Source organism: Microbacterium sp. RU1D (assembly GCF_900156435.1).
Classification (GTDB): Bacteria; Actinomycetota; Actinomycetes; order Actinomycetales; family Microbacteriaceae; genus Microbacterium.
Genome location: NZ_FTPQ01000001.1, coordinates 890128 through 911551, shown reverse-complemented (window position 1 = coordinate 911551; position 21424 = coordinate 890128). Strand labels below are relative to the sequence as shown.

The window sequence follows — 21424 nt, the reverse complement described above, 5'->3', positions numbered from 1 at the left end:
TTACACGCCAAAGGTAGACAGGTCGACCAATAGAGGGCCATGATCTTCCGCAAAGGCGAGCCCGAAGCCTGCCCGCATCCTTCTGGAGGTCACATGTCCACCTCGAGCAGTTCCCGCAAAAAGGTCGCCGGAGCCACCTATACGGCCACCGACGCCGGGTACTTCGAAAAACGCACCCTGAAACGGTCCGCGGGCGTGTGGGGCCTGTGGGGTCTCGCGGTCGCGGCGGTGATCTCGGGCGACTTCTCGGGCTGGAACTTCGGCATCGGCTTCGCCGGCTTCGGCGGCATGCTGATCGCCTTCGTGATCCTCGTGGTCATGTACTACGGCCTGACCTTCTCGATCGGCGAGATGGCGGCCGCGATGCCCCATACCGGCGGCGCGTACTCGTTCGCCCGCTCGGCGATGGGTCCGTGGGGCGGCCTCGCGACGGGCCTCGCCGAGACGATCGAGTACGTCGCGACCACCGCGGTGGTCGTGTACTTCTCGGGCCAGTACGCCGACTCGGCGCTCGAGCTGCTGACCGGGGTGAGCCTCCCCGCCTTCGTGTGGTGGATCATCCTCTATGCGCTGTTCATTGCCCTGAACGCCGCGGGCGCGAACATCTCGTTCGGCTTCGCCATCGTCGTCTCGATCATCTCGATCGGCATCATCGTCGTCTTCGGGGCGATGTCGCTCATGTCGGGGGCCTTCGACTGGGGCTCACTGTGGAACATCGCGCCCACCGACGGCAACACCGCGTTCCTGCCCTTCGGCGTCGGCTCGATCCTTCTGGCACTCCCCTTCGCGATGTGGTTCTTCCTCGGCATCGAGGAACTTCCCCTCGCGGCCGAGGAGTCGCACGACCCCGCCCGCGACATCCCGCGTGCGGGTCTCTGGGCGCGCGGCACGCTCATCGTGACCGGCCTCATCGTGCTGTTCCTGAACACCGGAGTGCTCGGCGCAGAAGAGACCGGCGGATCGCTCGAGCCCCTGCTCGACGGCTTCCGCGCGATGGTCGGCGATCAGGCCGCGGCCCTGCTCTCGCTCCTCGCGCTGGTCGGGCTGCTGGCATCCCTGATGGGCATCATGTTCGCCTACGGCCGCAACATGTACTCCCTCTCGCGGGCCGGCTACTACCCGCGCTGGCTGTCGCTCACGGGCGCGCGCAAGACGCCCTGGGTCGCCCTCGTGTTCGGAGCAGTGCTCGGCTTCCTCGCGCTGGTGATCGTGCAGGCGGCGGGCGGCGACGCGAGCCCCGCGGGCGCGATCGTGCTGAACATCGCCGTGTGGGGCGCGGTGCTGGCGTACTTCCTGCAGATGGTGGCATTCATCGTGCTGCGGCGGAAGTTCCCGAACGCCGTCCGGCCCTACAAGAGCCCGTGGGGCCTGTTCGGCGCCTACTCGGCCGCGATCATCGCCGCCGTGGTGTTCTTCGGACTGCTGCTGAATCCCGCGTACCTGCTGGCGATCGTCGCGATCATCGTCGTGTACGCCGTGATCTTCATCGCCTTCGCCGTCTACGGCCGCCATCGCCTCGTGCTCTCCCCCGAGGAGGAGTACGCCCTCTCGGGCGGCCTGCACGGCGACCCGCAGGCAGAGGGCTACGACGCGATGGAGGGCGAGGTGTTCGGCGACCGGCGCTCCTGAGCGGGGACGACGGAGGGGCGGATGCCGTGGCATCCGCCCCTCCGTCACGTCTCCCCGGCGACGGCCATCCCGGGTTCGAGGCGCAGTCTCCCTCCGGGGGCGGGAATGCCGCCCGGAGGGAGACTGCCACCCCGAACGGATACCGAGGCCGGGCGTCACTGCAGGACGAACGACGCCGTCCCGGCGGAGGGGATGCCGCCGATCGACACGCTCAGGTGGTACGTCGCGCCATTGCCCGGGGCATAGGGTCGCTCGCTCTCGCACGACCCGACCGAGGAGCGCGTGCGGTCCCACGTGAGCGGAGCGGAGCTGGTGACCACCTGACCGGCGGCGAGCGTCACCTCCATGTCGCTCGGCTCGGTCTGGCAGTCGGTCGAGCGCCACCACACGTCGGATCCGCTCGTGACGGTGAACGACTGGGCGCTGGTGCCGACGTTCATGAAGCACGGGTTCGCCGACGTGTTGGTGAGACGAATCGACAGCTGCGGGTTCTCGCCCTGACCGTACGTTCCCTTGTCGGACAGAGCCTCGACGGTGATGTCGGCCGCACTGCACTCGACGGGCCCCGAGGGGACACTGGCGCTCGGCGTCGCCGAGGGCGTCGAGGAGTCCACGGGGGCGGCCGAGGTGGGGGTGGCGGCGGGAGAGCTCTCGGCGGGGGCGGGGGCGTCGAGGGCTGTCGGGGCGGAGCGCCACGGCGGAGCCGCGACGAGCCACACGACGAGGCCGATCACGACCAGGGCCAGGAGCCCCGCCGCGAGACGACGTCGACGGTAGACCGCCGGGGACTGCCTCCGCCTACGGGGGGCATCGGTCATGGTTCCAGGGTAGGTGCCACGACGAAGGCCGCATTCCACGGCGCGCGCGGAACGGGCACGCTCACAGGCTCCCGTGAGCCGCGCGCCCTTGATCGGCGCGGAGGAGGGCGGGTCAGAGCTGCTTGAGCATCCGGGTGTTGCCCAGGGTGTTGGGCTTCACGTGCGCGAGATCGAGGAATTCGGCGACACCCTCGTCGGGGCTGCGCACGAGCTGCGAGTAGACGTCGGGGTCCACGACCTGCTCGCCGATCGGGGCGAACCCGCGCCGCGTGAAGAAGTCGACCTCGAAGGTCAGGCAGAACAGCCGGGCGACGCCGAGGTCGCGTGCGCGCTGTTCGAGGTTCTCGACGATCGCCCGCCCGACGCCGTGGTGGAGCCAGTCGTCGTGCACGATGAGCGTGCGGATCTCGGCCAGATCGTCCCACATCACGTGCAGCGCACCGCACCCGATGACCACGCCGTCGGCCTCCGCCACGACGAACTGCTGCACCGACCCGTACAGCACGACGAGGTCTTTGCCGAGGAGGATGCGCTTCTGCACGTACGGCTCGAGGAGCTCGTGGATGCGTCGGACGTCGGCGGTTCCGGCGGGGCGGACGACGAACGGCGCGGATGAGGTCATCGAACCAGCGTACGCCGCAACACGAGAAGGGCCCGGATGCCATGGCATCCGGGCCCTTCTTCGGCTATGTCGTCAGCTGCCGACGATCGTGTCGGGGGTGGCGGCGATCTCGCCGGCCGTGCCGACGCCGATCGCGACCTTCTCACCGCGCGGGCTGGTCTCGAACGAGAACTGACCGTTCTCGACGCCGACCTTCACGTGGTCACCCGACTCGAGTTCGCCGTGCAGGATCTTCTCGCTCAGACGGTCCTCGACCTCGCGCTGCATGGCACGGCGCAGCGGACGCGCACCGAGAGTGGGATCGAACCCGATCTCGATGAGCTTGTCCTTCGCGTCGTCCGACAGCTCGACAGTCATGTCGCGGTCGAGCAGACGGTCAGCGAGACGCTTCACGAACAGGCCGACGATCTGACGGAGCTCGTCCTTGCTCAGCTGCGGGAAGACGATGACGTCGTCGACGCGGTTGAGGAACTCGGGCTTGAAGTGGCGCTTGAGCTCCTCGTCGACCTTGCCCTTCATGCGCTCGTACGAGGTCTGGGCGCTGCCCTCGACCTGGAAGCCCACCGGGCCACCGGCGATCGCCGACGAACCGAGGTTCGTCGTCATGATGATCACGGTGTTCTTGAAGTCGATGACGCGGCCCTGACCGTCGGTCAGGCGACCCTCTTCGAGGATCTGCAGCAGCGAGTTGAAGATGTCGGGGTGGGCCTTCTCGATCTCGTCGAAGAGCACGACGGAGAACGGCTTGCGGCGCACCTTCTCGGTGAGCTGGCCGCCTTCTTCGAAGCCGACGAATCCGGGAGGGGCACCGAACAGACGCGAGACGGTGTGCTTCTCACCGAACTCCGACATGTCGAGGGAGATCAGCGCGCCCTCGTCGTCGAAGAGGAACTCGGCGAGCGCCTTGGCGAGCTCGGTCTTTCCGACGCCCGTGGGCCCAGCGAAGATGAACGAGCCCGAGGGGCGCTTGGGGTCCTTGAGTCCCGCGCGCTGGCGACGGATCGTGCGCGAGAGGGCCGCGATCGCCTCTTCCTGGCCGATGACCCGCTGGTGCAGGGCCTTCTCCATGAACATGAGGCGGCTGGACTCCTCCTCGGTGAGCTTGAACACCGGGATGCCGGTCGCCTGGGCGAGCACCTCGGCGATCAGGCCCTCGTCGACCACCGCGTGCGAGGCCACGTCGCCCGAGCGCCACTGCTTCTCGAGGCGCAGGCGCTCCGCGAGAAGCGACTTCTCCTCGTCGCGCAGCGATGCAGCCTTCTCGAAGTCCTGCTCCTCAGAGGCCTGCTCCTTCTGCTCGCGGACCTTGGCGATCTTCTCGTCGAATTCGCGCAGCTCCGGCGGGCTCGACAGGATCGACAGGCGCAGACGGGCGCCGGCCTCGTCGATCAGGTCGATCGCCTTGTCGGGCAGGAACCGGTCGCTGATGTAGCGGTCGGCGAGGTTGGCCGCCGCGACGATCGCACCGTCGGTGATCTGCACCTTGTGGTGCGCCTCGTAGCGGTCGCGCAGGCCCTTCAGGATGTTGATCGCGTGGGGCAGGCTCGGCTCCGCGACCTGAATCGGCTGGAAGCGGCGCTCGAGAGCGGCATCCTTCTCGAAGTGCTTGCGGTACTCGTCGAGCGTGGTGGCACCGATGGTCTGCAGCTCTCCGCGGGCGAGGAGGGGCTTGAGGATGGATGCCGCGTCGATCGCGCCCTCGGCCGCACCGGCTCCGACGAGGGTGTGGATCTCGTCGATGAACACGATGATGTCGCCGCGAGTGCGGATCTCCTTGGTGACCTTCTTCAGGCGCTCTTCGAAGTCACCGCGGTAGCGGGAGCCGGCGACGAGTGAGCCGAGGTCGAGCGAGTAGACCTGCTTGTCCTTCAGCGTCTCGGGCACGTCGCCCTTCACGATCGCCTGGGCGAGGCCCTCGACGACGGCGGTCTTTCCGACACCGGGCTCGCCGATGAGGACGGGGTTGTTCTTCGAGCGGCGCGACAGGATCTGCATCACGCGCTCGATCTCCTTCTCGCGCCCGATGACGGGGTCGAGCTTGTTGTCGCGCGCGGCCTGCGTGAGGTTGCGGCCGAACTGGTCGAGGACGGCCGAGCCGCCCTGAGCGGCTCCCTGGCTCTGCTCGCCGGCACCGGATGCCACGCCCGCGGGCTCCTTGCCCTGATAGCCCGAGAGCAGCTGGATGACCTGCTGGCGCACCTTGTTGAGGTCGGCGCCGAGCTTGACGAGCACCTGGGCGGCGACGCCCTCGCCCTCGCGGATGAGTCCGAGCAGGATGTGCTCGGTGCCGATGTAGTTGTGGCCCAGCTGCAGCGCTTCGCGCAGCGACAGCTCGAGCACCTTCTTCGCACGCGGCGTGAAGGGGATGTGCCCGGTCGGCTGCTGCTGGCCCTGACCGATGATGTCCTGCACCTGCTCGCGGACGGCGTCGAGCGAGATGCCGAGCGACTCGAGCGCCTTCGCAGCGACACCCTCGCCCTCGTGGATCAGTCCGAGCAGGATGTGCTCGGTCCCGATGTAGTTGTGGTTGAGCATCTTCGCCTCTTCTTGGGCGAGGACGACCACACGACGGGCTCGGTCGGTGAATCTCTCGAACATCTCAGTCCCTCCAGAAATGGGCTGACAGGCACGCCTCCGCGCGCCGTACATCGAGAGTAACCAGCGCCCGGATGCCAGAGACCCGTGTTCGCCGTGGGCATACCGCCGCGACACCCGGCGTTGCGAAACCCATCGATCATCGATAACTTATCGACAACCGATAACAACGATCTTCGATAAGGAGCGATCATGGCCTCCCCCCGATCCACCTCGCGCACCCTCTCCCGCGGTGACACCGGCAGCTTCCTGCTCTCCATCGTCGCGGGCGTCGCGATCGCGGCCTGGGCGGTGATCCGCTCCGTGGGTGCCATCGTGGCCGCCGTCGGCAACCGCGACGTGCGCGTCTCCGTCGATTTCCTCGACACCGTCGCTCAGGCGCCGATCGGCCCCGAGGGCGCGGCGGTGCCCGTCGAGCTGACCGGGGCGGTCGTGACCGTCCCATCGCTCCCCCTCGCCTCGCTGTGGGCGCTGTTCCTGTCCGAGGGGATCTTCGCCGCGGCGGTCGTGACCGTGGTGGTCCTGCTCGTGGTGCTGTGCATCGGCATTTTGCGGGGGGAGATCTTCAGCCGCCGGCACACCCGCCTCGTCGTCGCCGTCGGCATCGTGTCGCTCGCCGCCGCCTTCGCGGTGCCCTTCTTCCACAACATGGTCGCGAACGGCGCCCTCGCCTGGCTGTCGGATCGCACGTACGAGCGGGGGCTGACCCAGCAGATCGACCTTCCGATCCTCATCGTGATCGGGTTCGTCGCGGGGCTGTCGAGCACCGTGTTCGCCGTCGGCGACCGCCTGCAGCGCGACACGGAGGGCCTGGTATGACCCCGGCCGTCGCGGACGAGGGGCCCAGCGGCATCCACTGCCGTCTCGACGAACTGCTGGAGGCCCGCGGGATGACCCTCACGCGGCTCAGCGAGCTGGTCGGCGTCTCGGTCGTCAACCTCTCGGTCCTGAAGAACGACCGTGCGCGCGCGATCCGCTACTCCACCCTGTCGGCCATCTGCCGCGTACTGGAGTGCGAGGTCGGGGAGCTGTTGGTCGTCACGCCGTGAGGCCCGGCGGGCGACCGCTCAACGCGCGCCGAGGACCGGGATCGGATCCGTCGCGTCCACGCCGCCGCCCGACAGGACGACCGACGCGTCGCCCTCCGGCGCCTGATCGCCGACATCGGCGAGGGTGACGCGCGGCGCGATGTCCATCGTGCACACCTGGTCGGCGGGCGGCGTGGCGAACTGCACGGCGATGTCGGACCCCGTTGTGGTGACCGACTCGACGGTGGGCGGGCATCCCGAGCTTCCGTAGGTGACGATCGCGATCGAGCGCGCGTCGACCCACCCGGCGCTGGGAGAGAACTCCGTCGCGTCGGGGGGGGGGGGGGGGGGGGGGGGGGGGGGGGGGCGGCCCCCCCCCCCCCCCCCCCCCCCCCACGATCACCTCGAGCGATCGGGTGGGATCCACGCCCGACGGCAGGCCGACCAACGTCGCCCGCGGCGCCATGTCACGGGTGCAGTCCGTGCGGGCGGACTCCCCCAGGGTCACCGTGAGGGCGTCGCCCGCGACGCGCGGTTCCCCGTCGACGACCGGCACGCACGTCGAGCTGCCGTGGGTGACGATGGCGATCGAGCGACCCGCGTCGAGCCAGGCGGCCTCGACCTCGCCCGACGACGCCGACGCCTCCGCATCCGGGGTGGGGGTCACCGTCGCCGCGGTGTCCTCCGGCGAGGATGCCGCGCCTGTGGCGCAGCCGGTGAGGAGACCCGCGGCCAGCAGGCCCGCGCCGAGAGCGGCGATGAGAATCGGACGATGACGCGACATGGGAACCTCCGGGGGCGAGTTCCGCCCATGATGACGGAGATTCCTGGATGCCGGCGGCGAACGCGGGGCGCGTCGCCTTCCGGCGTCACTGCAGGGCCGAGGTCAGGCGCGCGAGGTTGTCGAGGATCGTGGAGCGCAGGGGTTGCCGCTTCCACTCCTCGATGGTGAGCTGACGACTGAGGCGACGGTAGGTGTGCTCGACGGCGCGCATGTCGCGCACGAACTCCTCGCCGCGCACCAGCATCGACACCTCGAGGTTGAGACCGAACGAGCGCATGTCCATGTTGCTCGAGCCGATCACGGCCACCTCGTCGTCGATCGTGACGCTCTTGCTGTGCAGGATGTACGGCTTGCGGTACATCCAGATGACGACGCCTGCGCGGAGGAGTGCCTCGTAGTAGCTGCGCTGGGCGTGGTAGACCATGGCCTGGTCGCCCTCTTCGGACACGAAGAGCTCGACGTGCACGCCGCGCTGGCACGCCGTCGTGATCGCCAGAAGGAGAGCCTCGTCGGGGACGAAGTAGGGGCTCACGATGATGATGCGCTCCCGCGCGGCGAACAGCAGCCCGAGGAACAGCTTGAGGTTGTTCTGGAAGTCGAAGCCCGGACCCGACGGAACGATCTGGCAATCCAGGTCGCCGGGGCCCGAGGTCACGCTGAACAGGTCGATCTCGTGGCGGAGGGTCTCGTCGGTCTCGCTGTACCAGTCGGAGAGGAAGACCGCGTTGATACTGGCCACCACAGGGCCCTCGAAGCGCACCATGAGGTCGACCCAGTGCAGTCCGCGGCGGATGTTCTTGCGCAGGTTGTACGACGAGTCGGTGACGTTCTGCGACCCCATGTAGGCGACGTCGCCGTCGATGACGAGGAGCTTGCGGTGGTTGCGCAGGTCGGGACGCTGGTAGCGCCCGCGCAGCGGCTGCACGGGAAGCATGAGGTGCCAGTGCGCCCCCATCGCGTCGAGGCGGCGGAGGGTCTGCTTGTAGAACGGCTTGCCGCGGTTCGCCCAGTGATCCAGCAGGACGCGCACGACCACTCCGCGCTCGGCCGCTTCTTCGAGCGCCCGGAAGAAGTTGTCGGTCGAGTCGTCGGTCTGCAGGATGTAGAACTCGACGTGCACGTACCGCGTGGCGCGACGGATGGCCTCCGCCATGGCATCCAGGCTCTGCTGGTAGTCGGCGATCAGCGTCGCGGCGTTGTCGCCGGCGATCGGCATGGCCCCGAGGTTGCGGTTCAGCCGGACGAGGGCCCGGAACCAGTCGGGGGCGTTGGGGCGCAGGGTGCCGAACTCGAGCGACGCGCTCGTGTCGTGGATGTACTCGTTGATCGCGGTCTGCTTGCGGCGGCGTTTGCGCGGAAGGCGGGGATTGCCGATCAGCAGGAAAAGGAACACCCCGACGAAGGGGATGAAGTAGATCGCGAGGAGCCACGCCATGGCCGCTGTGGGCCGGCGGTTGCGGGGCACGATGATGATCGCGGCGACGCGCACCACGAGATCGACGACGAACAGCGCGATGACGAGCCAGCTCGCGTCGAACGTGGCGTTGATCACGGGTCCTCCTGGGCGGGTTGTCCACCCAGCGTAGCGACGGCGTCCGACGGACGCCGGAACGTCAGTTCGCGGAACCGTCGCCGGCGGGCGCGACCGGCGGGAGCCCGCGCTTCGCACGCTCCTCGGCCTCGATGCGCGAGTAGACCTTGCGCTCGGTGCGGTCCATGCGGATCACGTTGCGGAGGATGAAGAAGAACACCACCGAGACGACGATCGTGGGCAGGATGGCCCACAACATCGCGACCCAGGTGTTGTCCATACCGTCCAGGATACCCGCGCATCGCTCCTCCCCAGGCGCCTCGTCCGCCGGCTTCTCCACGATCGAGGTTTCGATGCCCGCGCGCGGATGCCGCGACGCGGCACCCTCGTGCACATGACCCCAACCGTCGTCCGAACCGCCTCGTCCGCCTCGTTCCTCGCCCTCGTCCCGCACCTCCTGGAGTGCACCCCGCGTCGCAGCCTCGTCGTCGTCCCGTTCGCGGACGGGCGATCGCTGGGGGCGATGCGCGTCGATCTCCCCCGCGGTGGGCCGGCGGAGGCCGAGAGTATCGCGTCGACCGTCATCGGCATGGCGTGCAAGGTCGCCTCCACCGACGCGATCGTGCCCGTCGTGTACACCGACGAGTCCGTGTCGTCAGACGCCGAACTTCCGGAACGTCGACTGATCGACGAGGTCGTCTCCCGCGCCGGCATCTGCGGCCTGCGCGTGCTCGATGCCCTCGTCGTCGGCCCCGACGCCTGGGCCTGCTATCTCGACCCCACCGAGGTCTCGCCGGGTGCGCTCTCCGAAATCGCCGACGCGGCGACGACGCCGCCCGATCGGCTCCGCCGCACCGACCAGTTCTCCGCCGCGGCACTGCCCGAGGTCGACACCGACGCGTCGGCATCCGTCGCGCAGCTGCTCGCCGACGTCGACGACGTCCTCGATCGTCCGAGAGAGCGTCGTCGCCTCCCCCTCGCACGCCGAGCGCGAGCCGACGAGGTCCTGGCGCTGCTGGCCGACCCGCCGGCGCTGTTCGAGAGGGCGGTCACCACGACCGGGCGGACGCGCCCTCCGGTGATCGCGGCCCTCGCGTTCTGCCTCGAGCGGCCGTCGCTGCGCGATGTCGCCCTCATGCAGTGGGCCGCCGACGTCGCCGCCGGCGATGCGGTACTCCGCGCGCAGACCGCGTTCAGCGCGGGCACCCCCTTCCCCGAAGACCTCGCACGTCCCATGTGGGGGGAGGGCGCGCGGCCCGAGCCCGAGCGTCTGCGGGCAGCGCTGCAGGTGTGCCGGCAGGTCGCCGCGACCGTTCCCGTCGAACGGCGCCCCGGGGCCCTGTCGGCCTGCACGTGGCTGGCATGGGCGCAGGGGCGCTCGTCGCACGCGGGAACCTACGCCGAGGAGGCCCTCCGCATCGACCCGGCGCACGGCCTCAGCGCGATCATGCTGAGCCTGCTCGACGCCGGCCGACTGCCGGAGTGGGTCTTCGAGCGCCCTACTTCACCAGCGGGAAGAGGATCGTCTCGCGGATCCCGAGCCCGGTGATGGCCATGAGCAGACGGTCGATCCCCATCCCCATGCCGCCGGTCGGCGGCATCCCGTGCTCGAGCGCCCGCAGGAACTCCTCGTCGATCGGCATCGCCTCGTCATCGCCCCGCGCGGCGAGCTTCGCCTGCTCGACGAACCGCTGGCGCTGGATGACGGGGTCGACGAGCTCGGAGTACCCCGTCGCGAGCTCGAACCCGCGCACGTACAGGTCCCACTTCTCCACGACGCCCGCGATGGACCGGTGCTCGCGCACGAGCGGACTCGTGTCGACGGGGAAGTCCATGACGAAGGTGGGGCGGGTCAGTCCGCCCTTCACGAAGTGCTCCCACAGCTCTTCGACCCATTTGCCGTGCGTCTCGTGCGGCGGGGCGTCGACACCGGACTTCTCACCCAGCGCGCGCAGCTCGTCGAGCGAGGTCTGGGGGGTGACCGGGTGGCCGGAGGCCTCCGACAACGAGTCGTACATCGAGATGCGCTCCCACTCGCCACCGAGGTCGTACTCGGTGCCGTCGGCCCAGGTGACCGTGGTCGACCCGGCGACCGCGATCGCGGCTTCCTGGATGAGCGTCTGGGTGAGGTCGGCGATGCCGTTGTAGTCGGTGTAGGCCTGGTAGGCCTCGAGCATCGCGAACTCGGGGCTGTGCGTGGAGTCGGACCCCTCGTTGCGGAAGTTGCGGTTGATCTCGTACACCCGGTCGATGCCGCCGACGACGGCCCGCTTCAGGTACAGCTCCGGCGCGATGCGCAGGAAGAGCTCCGTGTCGAACGCATTGGAGTGGGTCGTGAAGGGCCGCGCCGAGGCCCCGCCGTGCTGCACCTGCAGCATCGGGGTCTCGACCTCGACGAAGTCGCGCTCGGTGAAGGTGCGGCGCAGGCTCGCGTTCACCTTGGCGCGGGCGAGCACGGTCTCACGCGCCCGGTCGCGCACGATCAGGTCGAGGAAGCGGCTGCGGACACGGCTCTCCTCGCTGAGCTCGGTGTGCAGGTTGGGCAGCGGCAGCACGGCCTTGGCCGCGATACGCCACTCGGCGACCATGATCGACAGCTCGCCGCGACGGCTCGAGATGACCTCGCCCGACACGAAGACGTGGTCACCGAGGTCGACGAGCTCCTTCCACGCCTGCAGCGACTCCTCGCCGACGACGCCCTGCGAGACCATGGCCTGGACGCGACTGCCGTCGCCGGCCTGCAGCGAGGCGAAGCAGAGCTTCCCGGTGTTGCGGCTGAACACCACGCGCCCGGCCACGCCGACGGTCTCGCCCGTCTCGGCGCCGGCCTCCAGCTCGCCGAAGCGCGCGCGCAGCGCGGTGATGGTGGTCGTGACCGGCACCGACACCGGGTAGGCCCCGCCCGCGGCGTCGCTGCGCTCGGCGAGCAGTCGCTCGCGCTTGGCCAGGCGTACCGCCTTCTGCTCGAAGACCTCGTCTTCGGTGGGTTCGGCGGCGTCGTTCGCGGGCGCGTCGGTCATCGTGGAAGCTCCTCGGGGTCTTCCCCAGTGTATTCGCCCGACCCGGGCGGCTCGGGGCACACCCCTGCTCGACGGACGGCCAGAGTCGCGGCGCGCCGCACGCCCGTGTCCAGGCCGGGCCGCCGGATCGTCAGCGCAGCGAGATCTCGGCGTTGTCGATGAAGCGATGGCCGCCGACGGTCGCCGCGATCAGCGCGAAGGCGCGCCCGCGATGACCCTCGTCCACGGGCAGGAACGTCGCCGGGTCGACCACGCTCAGGTACTCCAGCGAGATGCGCTGCTCCCCCATGAGAGCGGACTGGGCGGCCGCGATGCATGCGTCCACGCCCATGTCCGCGTTGGATGCCGCGGCCTCGAGCGCGCGCGGGAGCTTGGCGACCGCGCGGCGGTCGGCGTCGTCCAGCAGGGCGATGCGGCTCGACACCGGCAGCCCGTCGTCCGTGCGCACGGTGGGCACCGTGTCGATCTCGACGGAGAAGTCGAGGTCGCGCACCATCCGCCGCACGAGGAAGATGCGCTGCAGGTCGCGCTCGCCGTAGACGGCGACGTCCGGGGCCACGAGGTTGAAGAGCTTCGCCTCGACGGTCAGCACGCCGTCGAAGTAGTAGGGGCGCACCCGCCCCTCGTAGCGGAGGCCGATGTCGCCCGCCGATACCCGCGTGGTGGCGGTGCCGGCCGGAAGAAATTCGGCCGCGGTCGGCGCGAACACCACGTCGACGGCGAGATCGCCGAGCACGCGGGCGTCGGCGTCGGGGGAACGCGGGTACGCCGCGGTGTCGTCGGCCGTGCGGAAGCGCAGCGGGTTGACGAACGTCGACACCACGACGATGTCGGCGCGCTCCCCGGCCCGTCTGATCAGGTCGACGTGCCCCTCGTGCAGGGCGCCCAGCGTCGACACGAGCGCGACGCGCGGGCCACCCGCCGTGCCGTCCGTCCCTCGGATCTCGTCGAGTCGGGCGCGCAGATCCTCGAGGGTGGCGATCATCCGTCGATCGTAGCGTCGCCGTCGAGGCGCCCCGCCCCGCTCCCCTCGACCAGGGCCTGGTCGACGCTCGAGCGAACGAGGGCCGAGAGGTACCCGCCGGGATTGTCGACACCCACACGGCTCAGCAGCTCGGACGACTGGCGCACGATCGAGCGGGAGAACTCCGTCGCCGTCGCGATCGCCTCGGCGTACGTGGGCCGGTCGTCCTCGGCGACGACCACGGGCTCGCAGCCGAGCTCGACGGCGAGCGCCTGCGCGATCGGGAGTACGGGGGCGGGTGCGGTCACCGCGGCGTACGCCTGCGCGAGCTGTCGGAGGTCGATCGAGGATGCGCCGGTGAAGACGATCGCCGGGTGGATGGCGAGAGGGATGGCTCCCCGCTGCGCCGCGGGGTCGAGCACGCGCGCGCCGTATGCGGCGTCGGTGTGCAGCACGAGCTGCCCGGGCTGCCATGCGCCGAGCTCGGCGAGGCCCGCGACCAGGCCGGGCAGTTGGTCGTGCGGAACCGCGATCACCACGAGTTCGCTCCGGCGGGCGACCTCGTCGGCCGTGAGCTGCGGCACCCCGGGGAGGATCGCCTCCACCCGGTCGTCGTCGGAGCCCGACGTGATCCCGGTCAATGCGTGCCCCGCCCCGGCGAGGGCCGCGGCGATGACGGGGCCGACCCGTCCCGCCCCGATGACCCCGACGCCGAGGCGTCCGTCGCGCCCGCCGCTCATCCGGCCCACCGGTGCGTGCGGTCGCCCGCGGCCGCCGCCACACCGCCGCGCGCGGTGGCCTCGAACAGGCGCAGCGCTTCGTCGCGGTCGATCGCGCCGAGAGTGGTCTGCACCGAGCCCGTGATCACATGGCCCGAGAGCGTCGCCGTGCGCACGGCACGGGCGATCGGCCCCTGATGCAGACCGATCGACTGCAGCCGGGCGAGCGGCAGGATCGTCAGCGAGCGCCAGACCCAGCCCCGGCGCAGCAGCAGTGCGTCGGCGGTGAGGAGGACGCCGTTGCGGCGCCACGACAGCGGCCGGAGCCACCGCGCGCGTCGCGGGGTCGTCACGTAGGGGTCGTCATCCACCGGACCCAGGATGCCGTCACGGAACACGAGTGTCCATTCGTCGCCCGAAAGCCCGGGGGCCAGGATCCGCAGAACCCGCTCGACGTCGGTACGCGTACCGATGGGCAGGACCGCCGCGAGCTGGTCGGCGGTGGAGTCGGTGGAGGAGCGTCCCGACAGCCGGTTGACCGTGACCGACCACCAGCCGAACGGCCGCCACAGCAGGGGCTGGCGCACCTCGATCGCGTGAACCCGCCCCGGCGGAACCACCTCGGTCACCGTCGTGAAGAGTCCGAACGTCACCCGCACCCCGTCCGGGGTCGGGGCGATCGAGTACCGGAGCCCTCGGGCGATCGAACGCACGTAGTAGGCGCCGAAGGCGAGGAACATGGGCACGACGGTGAAGAGCAGCCACAGCGTCGACACCGACGCCGCGACGACGATCCCGACCACGAAGGCGATCAGCACGAGGGTCGACCCGCTCAGCACGCGCGAGGCGACGAGCCGGCCGAGGGGGATGCGCACGATGCTCTCGAGCTCGGTGTCGGAGAAGTCCTCTCCGTCGACGATGCCCTGCAGCCCGTCGGCGACGGTGTCGGCGGCCGCGGTCACGAGGGAGCGTCTGGCCGCAGGGCCGGCCCCCGCCTCGGCGAGACGACGGCCCGACGCCAGCCGGAGGATGTCGCCGCGGATGGCATCGGCATCCTTCGCGGACAGGTATTCGAGCTTGACGTTGGCGTCGAGGCCGGCGCCCACCACCTCGAGCTTCGCGAGCCCGAGAAGTCGAGCGACCATCGGTCGCGTGAGGTTGACCCCCTGCACACGGTCCAGCGGCGCCCGCCGATGGGTGCGGAAGAGGACGCCGGAGCGCACCTCGACATCGTCGTCACCGATGCGCAGGGTGTGGAAGCGCCACGACAACCGGAACAGGACCAGCAGCACGAGGAGGGTCACCAGGGCCGCACCCGCCGCGATGAGGATGAGGTTGTTCGCGAACAGGAAATCCACGGGGTCGGGCGGGAGCTCTCCGGGCGGCAGGTCGGTGAAGAGGGGGAAGAACAGCTCCAACAGACGCTCGCGGAGATTGGCCACGATGAGGCCGATGATGACGAGCAGCGACAGGCCGCCACGGAGCAACGGCGTCAACGGATGCAGTCGGTGCCACTCTCCATCGCTGTACGGCGACCGCACGAGCGTCCTCGGCGTCCCGGGCGCGGCCGCATCCGGCGTGCGGCCGGTCTCCTCGCCGCCCGGCACAATCTGTTCCTCCCCGCGCGTGAGGCCCGACGGGTCGGCCCGGTCGTCCGGATTGCTCACAGCCCGGTCCGTCGCGTCTCCGCCACGGCGACGAGAGTGTCGCGCAGATGCTCGGCCGCCTCCTGCGTGAGCCCCGGAATGGTCACGCCCGTCGAGGCCGCCGCCGTGACGAGCTTCAGCTGGGCGATGCCGAACCCGCGGTCGAGGGGCCCGTGCGTGATGTCGACGAGCTGCATCCGCCCGTACGGCACCGCGACGACGCGCTGCCACAGGATGCCGCGGCGGAACACGAGGTCGTCCCGGCGCAGCTGATAGCCGAACGAGCGCGCCTGCCGCGGCGTGATGAGCAACCCGATCGCCGTCACCACGAGCACGACCCCGGCGGGGATCCACTGCCAGGGCACACCCGTGAAGGCCTGGATGCCGATGGCCACCGCCAGCACGACGAGGAACACCGCCCCCTGGGAGATGAGCTGCACCCAGACGTACGCGCGCGCCAGCTGGTGCCACGTACCGTCGCCGAGCGGCAGCCGGCCCGCGGCGCGAGGTTCGAGGACGCGGGAGAACGTCCGGGCACCGAGCGGATCGACGCCCGGCGCCTCAGATGCCGACGGGTCCTGCGGGGGTGTTCCCGGGGGTGTCGTCATCGTCGTCCTTCCGGAGGGTGCACAACTGCTCGGCCACGAGGCCCGCGACGACGAGTACGACTGCGCACACGACCGTCGCGATGATCGATCCCATCGAGCCTAGCGACGGGGTCGCCGGTCGGCTCGACAGGAACGCGAGCAGCCCGACGCCGAACCCGAACGCGGCGGCACCGAGGAGCGACGACGCCTTCGCGAGCATCGCGATGCGCAGAGCACGGAACGGGTCGATGCGGCGCTCGCTGCGCCCCCGCGTCGCGCGGAAGACCGGCACCGCCAAGATCACGATGACCGCGCCGAGCAACGCCAGGACCGTCGGCAGGCTCGCCGCGGGGACGAACGTGGCGCGACCCATCGCGGTGAGCATCGTGTCGAGGACGAAGCCGGCCACGCCGCCGATGACGGCGGCGATGAGCAGGATGCCGGCACCCGTGCGCTTCAACGCGTCCCTCCCGGAAGCTCGTCCCCTCGCAGCGCGGCGAGCAGGTCGTCCACGCGTCCGCGGCCGGGGATCACGGCATCCGGGTCCACGTCGAGCCACGGCACGAGGACGAAGTCGCGCTTGTGCGCGCGCGGGTGCGGCACCACGAGATCGTCGCGATCGATGATCTCGTCGCCGTAGGCGATGAGATCGAGGTCGAGCGTGCGGTCGCCCCACCGCTCGCGACGAACGCGACCGTGACGCGCCTCGATGCGGTGGAGGGCGGCGAGCAGCGCGGTCGGGCTCAGTCGGGTGCTCAGCGTCGCGACGGCGTTGAGGTAGCGCGGAGCGTCGTCGTCCGCACCCGTCAGCGTCACCGCCACGGTCTCGATCGGCGTCGACACCGTCACGTCGTCGGTGAGGGGCAGCGCGCGCAGCTCGGAGACGGCGGCCGCGAGGGTCTCGGCCCGCTCCCCCAGGTTCGCGCCCAGAGCGATCACCGCGGCGACGGGCGCCGTCCGCGGCGCCTCACCGATCCCATGGGCCAGCCGCACGCTCACGAGCGCCCGCGCGTGATCGTCACCGACACATCGGCGAAGGGGACGGGGATGGGGGCCGCCGGCTTGTGCACCGTGACGGTCACCGCCTCGACGCGCTCGTCGCGGAGCACCTCGTCGGCGATGCGCGCCGCGAGTCTTTCGAGCAGGTCGACGGGCTCCCCCGAGACGATCGCGGCGATGCGCTCCGCGAGTTCGCCGTAGTGGACGGTGTCGACCACATCGTCCGTCTCGGCGGCGCGTGCCAAGGGCAGGAACACCGTCGCGTCGACGACGAACTCCTGCCCGTCGCGCTTCTCGTCGGGGTAGACCCCGTGGTACCCGAAGGCGCGTACGCCCGTCAGGGTGATGCGGTCGACGGCATCCATCAGGCCTCCCAAGCGCGGGCGACGGCGAGCGCGTCGCGGGTGGTCGGTACGTCGTGCACGCGCACGGCCCACGCCCCGGCGCCGGCGGCGAGGGCACTGGTGACAGCGGTGGCCACATCGCGGCGGGCGAGGTCGGCGTCGTCGCCGAGCGCGTCGGCGAGGAACCGCTTGCGGCTCGTGCCGACGAGCACGCGGCGGCCGCGGGCGACGAGGGCGGGCAGGCCTCGCAGCGTTTGCCAGTTCTGCGCACCGCGCTTGCCGAATCCGATGCCGGGGTCGACGACGATGCGCGACGCCGGGATGCCGGCGGCCTCGGCGGCGGCGACGCGCTCATCGAGCTCGGCGACGACGTCCGCGACCACATCGGCGTAGGAGGCTCGCGCGTACATCTCGCTCGAGGGTCCGCGCCAGTGGCCGATCGCCACTTCCGCGTCGCTCTCGGCGACGGCCGCGAGCATGTCGGGGTCGGCGAGTCCTCCCGAGACATCGTTCACGAGGCGTGCACCGGCCGCGACGGCGGCCGCGGCGGTCGAGGCGTTCATGGTGTCGATGCTGACGTACGCCCCCTCGGATGCCAGGGCGGCGACGACGGGCAGCACGCGCTGCTGCTCGACCCGGGGCGAGACGCGCTCGGCTCCGGGCCGGGTGGACTCGCCGCCGATGTCGAGCATGTCGGCCCCCTGTGCGCGCAGGGCGCGCGCGTGCGCGATCGCCACGTCGGGGTCGAGATATCGTCCTCCGTCGCTGAACGAGTCGGGGGTGACGTTGACGATCGCCATCACGAGGGTCACGCGCGCGCTCCGATCAGAGCGACGAGTTCGGCTCGGGCGCCCGGCTCGACGTACGCACCGCGAGCGGCGATCGTCACGGTCGAGGCGTCGAGCTGTCGGCCGCCGCGCATGGTCACGCACTCGTGGGTGGCATCCAGGACGACGAGCACACCCCGCGCGTCGAGGGCGGATGCGATGGCGTCGGCGATCTGCTCGCCGAGCCGCTCCTGCACCTGCGGACGGGCGGCGAGGACGTCGATGACTCTCGGCAGCGCCCCGAGGCCCACGACCTCCTCGCCCGGTAGGTACGCCACGTGGGCGCGACCGCGGAACGGGAGCAGGTGGTGCTCGCACATCGAGCGGAAAGCGATGTCGCGCAGCATCACGGCGCCCGAGGGCAGCGTGTCGGGCGCAGGTCCCCGCGACACCGAGATGGTGTGCTGCAGCGGGGCGCGGGCATCCTGGTTCACGCCCGAGAAGAACTCGGCCCAGCTGTCGGCGACGCGCGCCGGGGTCTGCCGGAGGCCGGGGCGATCGGGGTCTTCCCCGATCGCCTCCAGCAGCTCGCGGACGAGGTCTGCGACCCGTTCTCGATCGACGGCCACGGCGCCTCAGGCGGTTGCCGGGCGCGTCTGTCCGCTCGGACGGGCCTGCACCTGGGCCTTCGTCTGGGCCTCCGCCTCGACGGACGCGGCGATGCCCGCCGGGGCCTGACGACGGGGCACGTCGACCGGCGGCTGGTTGGAGACGGGACGATCGCCCGACGACAGCCACTGCGGGCGCGGGGTGAGGCGCTTGACGTCCTTGAAGATCTCGGCGAGTTCGATGTGGTCGAGCGTCTCCTTCTCGAGCAGCGCCAGGGCCAGGCGGTCGAGCACCTCGCGGTTGTCGTTGATGACCTGGTACGCCTCGTTGTGCGCCTGCTCGATGAGCGCGCGCACCTGCGCGTCGACGCGCTCGGCGATGCGCTCGGAGAAGTCGCGTCCGTGGCCCATGTCGCGGCCCATGAACACCTCGCCCGACGACGAGCCGAGCTTGACGGGTCCGACCTCGTTGGTCATGCCGTACTCGGTCACCATCTTGCGGGCGATGCTCGTCGCCTTCTCGATGTCGTTCGAAGCGCCGGTGGTGGGGTCGTGGAAGACGATCTCCTCCGCGACGCGGCCGCCCATCGCGTACGTCAACTGGTCCTGCAGCTCGTTGCGGGTGACGGAGTACTTGTCGTCGAGCGGCAGCACCATCGTGTAGCCCAGCGCCTTGCCGCGCGGGAGGATGGTGACCTTCGTCACGGGGTCGGTGTGGTTCATCGCCGCCGCGGCGAGGGCGTGGCCGCCCTCGTGGTAGGCCGTGATGAGCTTCTCCTTGTCCTTCATCACGCGCGTGCGACGCTGTGGACCGGCGATGACGCGGTCGATCGCCTCGTCGAGCGCGCGGTTGTCGATGAGCTGCGCGTTCGAGCGCGCGGTCAGCAGCGCCGCCTCGTTGAGGACGTTCGCCAGGTCGGCACCGGTGAAGCCGGGCGTCTTGCGCGCGACGACCTCGAGGTCGACCGAGTCCGACAGGGGCTTGCCGCGGCCGTGCACCTCGAGGATGCGCTGGCGACCCTTGAGGTCGGGCGCATCGACGCCGATCTGCCGGTCGAAGCGACCGGGGCGCAGCAGCGCGGGGTCGAGGATGTCGGGGCGGTTGGTCGCCGCGATCACGATGACGTTGACCTTGGGGTCGAAGCCGTCCATCTCGACGAGCATCTGGTTCAGCGTCTGCTCGCGCTCATCGTGGCCGCCGCCCATGCCGGCGCCGCGGTGACGACCGACGGCGTCGATCTCGTCGATGAAGATGATGGCGGGCGAGCTCTCCTTGGCCTGGTTGAACAGGTCGCGGACGCGGCTGGCACCGACGCCGACGAACATCTCGACGAAGTCCGAACCCGAGATCGAGTAGAAGGGCACGCCGGCCTCGCCCGCGACCGCGCGGGCGAGCAGGGTCTTACCGGTTCCCGGAGGGCCGTACAGCAGAACGCCCTTGGGGATGCGGGCGCCGACCTCCTCGAACTTCTTGGGGTCCTTCAGGAACTCCTTGATCTCATCGAGCTCCTCGATCGCCTCGTCGGAGCCCGCGACGTCCTGGAAGGTGACGGTGGGCGTCTCCTTGGTCACGAGCTTCGCGCGCGACTTGCCGAACTGCATGACCTTGCTGCCACCGCCCTGGGCGCTGGACAGCAGCCACCAGAACAGCAGACCGAGGAGGATCAGCGGGAGCATCAGACCGATCAGACCGTCGAACCAGCTCGGCTTCGGGACCACGTCGTTGAAGCCGTCGGAGGGCGCCGCCGCGTCGATAGCGCTGGCGACCTCGTCCGCGCGGGCCTGGCTGAAGTAGAACTGCACGTCGTTCGCGCCCTCGAAAGGCTGCGACAGCGTGAGATCGACGCGTTGATCGGGATCGTTGGTGACGACCTGCGTCACGGTGCCGCCCTTGAGCAGGTCCAGGCCCTCCTTGGTGGAGACCTGGCGGGCACCACTGAGGTTGGAGATGAGGGAGAAACCGATGACCAGAAGCAGACCGACCAGCAGAACGTAGACGATCGGATTACGCGTGATCTTCTTGAAATTCATGGTGGGCGAGCCCAGCCCTTTCGTGATCCTCCGCAGAAACGCGGTCGCAACAGGCTAACGCCCGTGGACTATGCCGGGCCTGTGCGTTCGTCGAGGGCGTACGCAGAGCACGCCGCACCCGCTTCAGGAATACACGTGCGGCGCGAGCACCGCGACATCCCGGAGGTTCCGGTACCGCTCGGCGTAGTCGAGGCCGTACCCGATCACGAAATCGTTGGGAATGTCGAAACCGACGTAGCGGCAGTCGACTTCGACCTTCATGGCATCCGGCTTGCGCAGCAGCGCGAGCACCTCGACGGACTCCGCTCCACGCGAGGCGAAATTCTCGAGCAGCCAGCTCAGCGTCAGACCCGAGTCGATGATGTCCTCGACGATCAGCACGTGCTTGCCGGTGATGTCGGTGTCGAGATCTTTCCGAATCTGCACGACACCGCTCGATCGGGTCGAGGCGCCGTACGACGACACCGCCATCCAGTCCATCGACACGTGCATGGGCAGGTGACGGGCGAAGTCCGCCATCACCATGACGGCGCCCTTCAGCACGCCGACGAGCACGACCTCGCGGCCCTCGTAGTCGGCGACGACCTGCGTCGCCAGTTCGGCGAGCTTGCCGTGGATCTGCTCCTCGGTGAGGAGGACTTCGCTGATGTCGTCGGAGATGTCGGCCGCGCGCATTCGAGAAGTCTACGTGGCCCGGATCGAGACGCCGCCCGATTCAGGACGCGGCCCGAT

At 70.0% G+C, this 21424-nt stretch carries 22 protein-coding genes; 4 read left to right on the top strand and 18 right to left on the bottom strand.

Annotation, left to right across the window (positions count from 1 at the left end; translation table 11 throughout):
* The first annotated feature begins 93 nt into the window (after positions 1-93).
* Positions 94-1629, top strand: coding sequence for an amino acid permease (locus tag B0B15_RS04120; protein WP_076673490.1), 1536 nt, complete (start codon positions 94-96; stop codon positions 1627-1629).
* 155 nt (positions 1630-1784) lie between these two features.
* Here the strand turns inward: B0B15_RS04120 and B0B15_RS04115 are convergent, their stop codons facing one another.
* The 3 genes from B0B15_RS04115 to B0B15_RS04105 all read right to left on the bottom strand — a co-directional run bounded on the left by B0B15_RS04115 (position 1785) and on the right by B0B15_RS04105 (position 5667).
* Positions 1785-2447, bottom strand: coding sequence for a hypothetical protein (locus B0B15_RS04115; RefSeq protein ID WP_176776560.1), 663 nt, complete (start codon positions 2445-2447; stop codon positions 1785-1787).
* 112 nt (positions 2448-2559) lie between these two features.
* Positions 2560-3069, bottom strand: coding sequence for an amino-acid N-acetyltransferase (locus B0B15_RS04110; RefSeq protein WP_076673489.1), 510 nt, complete (start codon positions 3067-3069; stop codon positions 2560-2562).
* Between the two features lie 72 nt (positions 3070-3141).
* Positions 3142-5667: an ATP-dependent Clp protease ATP-binding subunit gene (locus B0B15_RS04105; protein ID WP_076673487.1), complete on the bottom strand. Its 2526-nt coding sequence runs from the start codon at positions 5665-5667 to the stop codon at positions 3142-3144.
* 189 nt (positions 5668-5856) lie between these two features.
* Between B0B15_RS04105 and B0B15_RS04100 the strand changes: the two genes are divergently transcribed.
* The gene (locus B0B15_RS04100) at positions 5857-6483 is read left to right on the top strand and encodes a hypothetical protein (RefSeq protein WP_076673485.1); all 627 of its coding nucleotides are present in this window, start codon (positions 5857-5859) and stop codon (positions 6481-6483) included.
* A complete protein-coding gene (locus tag B0B15_RS04095; RefSeq protein WP_076673484.1) occupies positions 6480-6713 on the top strand; it encodes a helix-turn-helix domain-containing protein in 234 nt (77 codons plus the stop codon). Before B0B15_RS04100 ends, B0B15_RS04095 begins: the two co-directional genes overlap by 4 nt.
* A gap of 18 nt (positions 6714-6731) precedes the next feature.
* Here B0B15_RS04095 and B0B15_RS16425 read toward each other — a convergent pair whose 3' ends face one another.
* From B0B15_RS16425 to B0B15_RS04080, 3 genes are all read right to left on the bottom strand, one after another.
* Positions 6732-6899: a hypothetical protein gene (locus B0B15_RS16425; RefSeq protein WP_176776559.1), complete on the bottom strand. Its 168-nt coding sequence runs from the start codon at positions 6897-6899 to the stop codon at positions 6732-6734.
* 662 nt (positions 6900-7561) lie between these two features.
* Positions 7562-9028, bottom strand: coding sequence for a cardiolipin synthase (cls, locus tag B0B15_RS04085; protein ID WP_076673481.1), 1467 nt, complete (start codon positions 9026-9028; stop codon positions 7562-7564).
* 61 nt (positions 9029-9089) lie between these two features.
* The gene (locus B0B15_RS04080; protein WP_076675149.1) at positions 9090-9287 is read right to left on the bottom strand and encodes a hypothetical protein; all 198 of its coding nucleotides are present in this window, start codon (positions 9285-9287) and stop codon (positions 9090-9092) included.
* 114 nt (positions 9288-9401) lie between these two features.
* Between B0B15_RS04080 and B0B15_RS04075 the strand changes: the two genes are divergently transcribed.
* The gene (locus tag B0B15_RS04075; RefSeq protein WP_076675147.1) at positions 9402-10556 is read left to right on the top strand and encodes a DUF4192 family protein; all 1155 of its coding nucleotides are present in this window, start codon (positions 9402-9404) and stop codon (positions 10554-10556) included.
* On the opposite strand, the gene lysS is transcribed toward B0B15_RS04075, so the two are convergent.
* The 12 genes from lysS to hpt all read right to left on the bottom strand — a co-directional run bounded on the left by lysS (position 10507) and on the right by hpt (position 21367).
* The gene (lysS, locus tag B0B15_RS04070) at positions 10507-12027 is read right to left on the bottom strand and encodes a lysine--tRNA ligase (RefSeq protein WP_076673479.1); all 1521 of its coding nucleotides are present in this window, start codon (positions 12025-12027) and stop codon (positions 10507-10509) included. The genes B0B15_RS04075 and lysS overlap by 50 nt on opposite strands.
* Before the next feature lie 130 nt (positions 12028-12157).
* Entirely contained in the window at positions 12158-13012 is an 855-nt protein-coding gene (panC, locus tag B0B15_RS04065) for a pantoate--beta-alanine ligase (protein ID WP_076673477.1), read from the bottom strand.
* Positions 13009-13731: a DUF2520 domain-containing protein gene (locus B0B15_RS04060; protein WP_076673476.1), complete on the bottom strand. Its 723-nt coding sequence runs from the start codon at positions 13729-13731 to the stop codon at positions 13009-13011. The genes panC and B0B15_RS04060 overlap by 4 nt, the downstream gene beginning before the upstream one ends.
* On the bottom strand, positions 13728-15377 hold the full coding sequence (locus tag B0B15_RS04055; protein WP_256334166.1) for a PH domain-containing protein: 1650 nt from the start codon (positions 15375-15377) through the stop codon (positions 13728-13730). The genes B0B15_RS04060 and B0B15_RS04055 overlap by 4 nt, the downstream gene beginning before the upstream one ends.
* Entirely contained in the window at positions 15374-15964 is a 591-nt protein-coding gene (locus B0B15_RS04050; RefSeq protein ID WP_076673474.1) for a PH domain-containing protein, read from the bottom strand. Before B0B15_RS04050 ends, B0B15_RS04055 begins: the two co-directional genes overlap by 4 nt.
* Positions 15918-16403: a DUF3180 domain-containing protein gene (locus tag B0B15_RS04045; protein WP_076673472.1), complete on the bottom strand. Its 486-nt coding sequence runs from the start codon at positions 16401-16403 to the stop codon at positions 15918-15920. The genes B0B15_RS04050 and B0B15_RS04045 overlap by 47 nt, the downstream gene beginning before the upstream one ends.
* Entirely contained in the window at positions 16400-16942 is a 543-nt protein-coding gene (gene folK / locus B0B15_RS04040) for a 2-amino-4-hydroxy-6-hydroxymethyldihydropteridine diphosphokinase (RefSeq protein ID WP_076673470.1), read from the bottom strand. Before folK ends, B0B15_RS04045 begins: the two co-directional genes overlap by 4 nt.
* Positions 16939-17307 carry a dihydroneopterin aldolase gene (folB, locus tag B0B15_RS04035; protein WP_076673469.1) on the bottom strand — a complete coding sequence of 123 codons (369 nt, stop codon included), beginning with the start codon at positions 17305-17307 and terminating at the stop codon, positions 16939-16941. Before folB ends, folK begins: the two co-directional genes overlap by 4 nt.
* Positions 17307-18098 (bottom strand): dihydropteroate synthase, encoded by a 792-nt coding sequence (folP, locus tag B0B15_RS04030; RefSeq protein WP_076673467.1) that lies wholly within the window; start codon positions 18096-18098, stop codon positions 17307-17309. Before folP ends, folB begins: the two co-directional genes overlap by 1 nt.
* The gene (folE, locus tag B0B15_RS04025) at positions 18095-18682 is read right to left on the bottom strand and encodes a GTP cyclohydrolase I (RefSeq protein WP_076673465.1); all 588 of its coding nucleotides are present in this window, start codon (positions 18680-18682) and stop codon (positions 18095-18097) included. The genes folP and folE overlap by 4 nt, the downstream gene beginning before the upstream one ends.
* Before the next feature lie 6 nt (positions 18683-18688).
* Positions 18689-20692, bottom strand: a complete 2004-nt coding sequence (gene ftsH / locus B0B15_RS04020) for an ATP-dependent zinc metalloprotease FtsH (RefSeq protein WP_076673464.1) — start codon at positions 20690-20692, stop codon at positions 18689-18691.
* 123 nt (positions 20693-20815) lie between these two features.
* Positions 20816-21367 carry a hypoxanthine phosphoribosyltransferase gene (gene hpt / locus B0B15_RS04015; RefSeq protein ID WP_076673462.1) on the bottom strand — a complete coding sequence of 184 codons (552 nt, stop codon included), beginning with the start codon at positions 21365-21367 and terminating at the stop codon, positions 20816-20818.
* Positions 21368-21424 lie beyond the last annotated feature (57 nt).

What these genes read in the sequence shown, in the direction of transcription:
- panC (WP_076673477.1), bottom strand. Translation starts at nt 13,012, where the DNA reads ATGATCGCCACCCTCGAGGATCTGCGCGCCCGACTCGACGAGATCCGA.
- B0B15_RS04100 (WP_076673485.1), top strand. Translation starts at nt 5,857, where the DNA reads ATGGCCTCCCCCCGATCCACCTCGCGCACCCTCTCCCGCGGTGACACC.
- B0B15_RS04075 (WP_076675147.1), top strand. Translation starts at nt 9,402, where the DNA reads ATGACCCCAACCGTCGTCCGAACCGCCTCGTCCGCCTCGTTCCTCGCC.
- B0B15_RS04110 (WP_076673489.1), bottom strand. Translation starts at nt 3,069, where the DNA reads ATGACCTCATCCGCGCCGTTCGTCGTCCGCCCCGCCGGAACCGCCGAC.
- B0B15_RS04080 (WP_076675149.1), bottom strand. Translation starts at nt 9,287, where the DNA reads ATGGACAACACCTGGGTCGCGATGTTGTGGGCCATCCTGCCCACGATC.
- B0B15_RS04120 (WP_076673490.1), top strand. Translation starts at nt 94, where the DNA reads ATGTCCACCTCGAGCAGTTCCCGCAAAAAGGTCGCCGGAGCCACCTAT.
- hpt (WP_076673462.1), bottom strand. Translation starts at nt 21,367, where the DNA reads ATGCGCGCGGCCGACATCTCCGACGACATCAGCGAAGTCCTCCTCACC.
- ftsH (WP_076673464.1), bottom strand. Translation starts at nt 20,692, where the DNA reads ATGAATTTCAAGAAGATCACGCGTAATCCGATCGTCTACGTTCTGCTG.
- folB (WP_076673469.1), bottom strand. Translation starts at nt 17,307, where the DNA reads ATGGATGCCGTCGACCGCATCACCCTGACGGGCGTACGCGCCTTCGGG.
- B0B15_RS04105 (WP_076673487.1), bottom strand. Translation starts at nt 5,667, where the DNA reads ATGTTCGAGAGATTCACCGACCGAGCCCGTCGTGTGGTCGTCCTCGCC.
- B0B15_RS04115 (WP_176776560.1), bottom strand. Translation starts at nt 2,447, where the DNA reads ATGACCGATGCCCCCCGTAGGCGGAGGCAGTCCCCGGCGGTCTACCGT.
- B0B15_RS04095 (WP_076673484.1), top strand. Translation starts at nt 6,480, where the DNA reads ATGACCCCGGCCGTCGCGGACGAGGGGCCCAGCGGCATCCACTGCCGT.
- lysS (WP_076673479.1), bottom strand. Translation starts at nt 12,027, where the DNA reads ATGACCGACGCGCCCGCGAACGACGCCGCCGAACCCACCGAAGACGAG.
- B0B15_RS04050 (WP_076673474.1), bottom strand. Translation starts at nt 15,964, where the DNA reads ATGACGACACCCCCGGGAACACCCCCGCAGGACCCGTCGGCATCTGAG.
- B0B15_RS04060 (WP_076673476.1), bottom strand. Translation starts at nt 13,731, where the DNA reads ATGAGCGGCGGGCGCGACGGACGCCTCGGCGTCGGGGTCATCGGGGCG.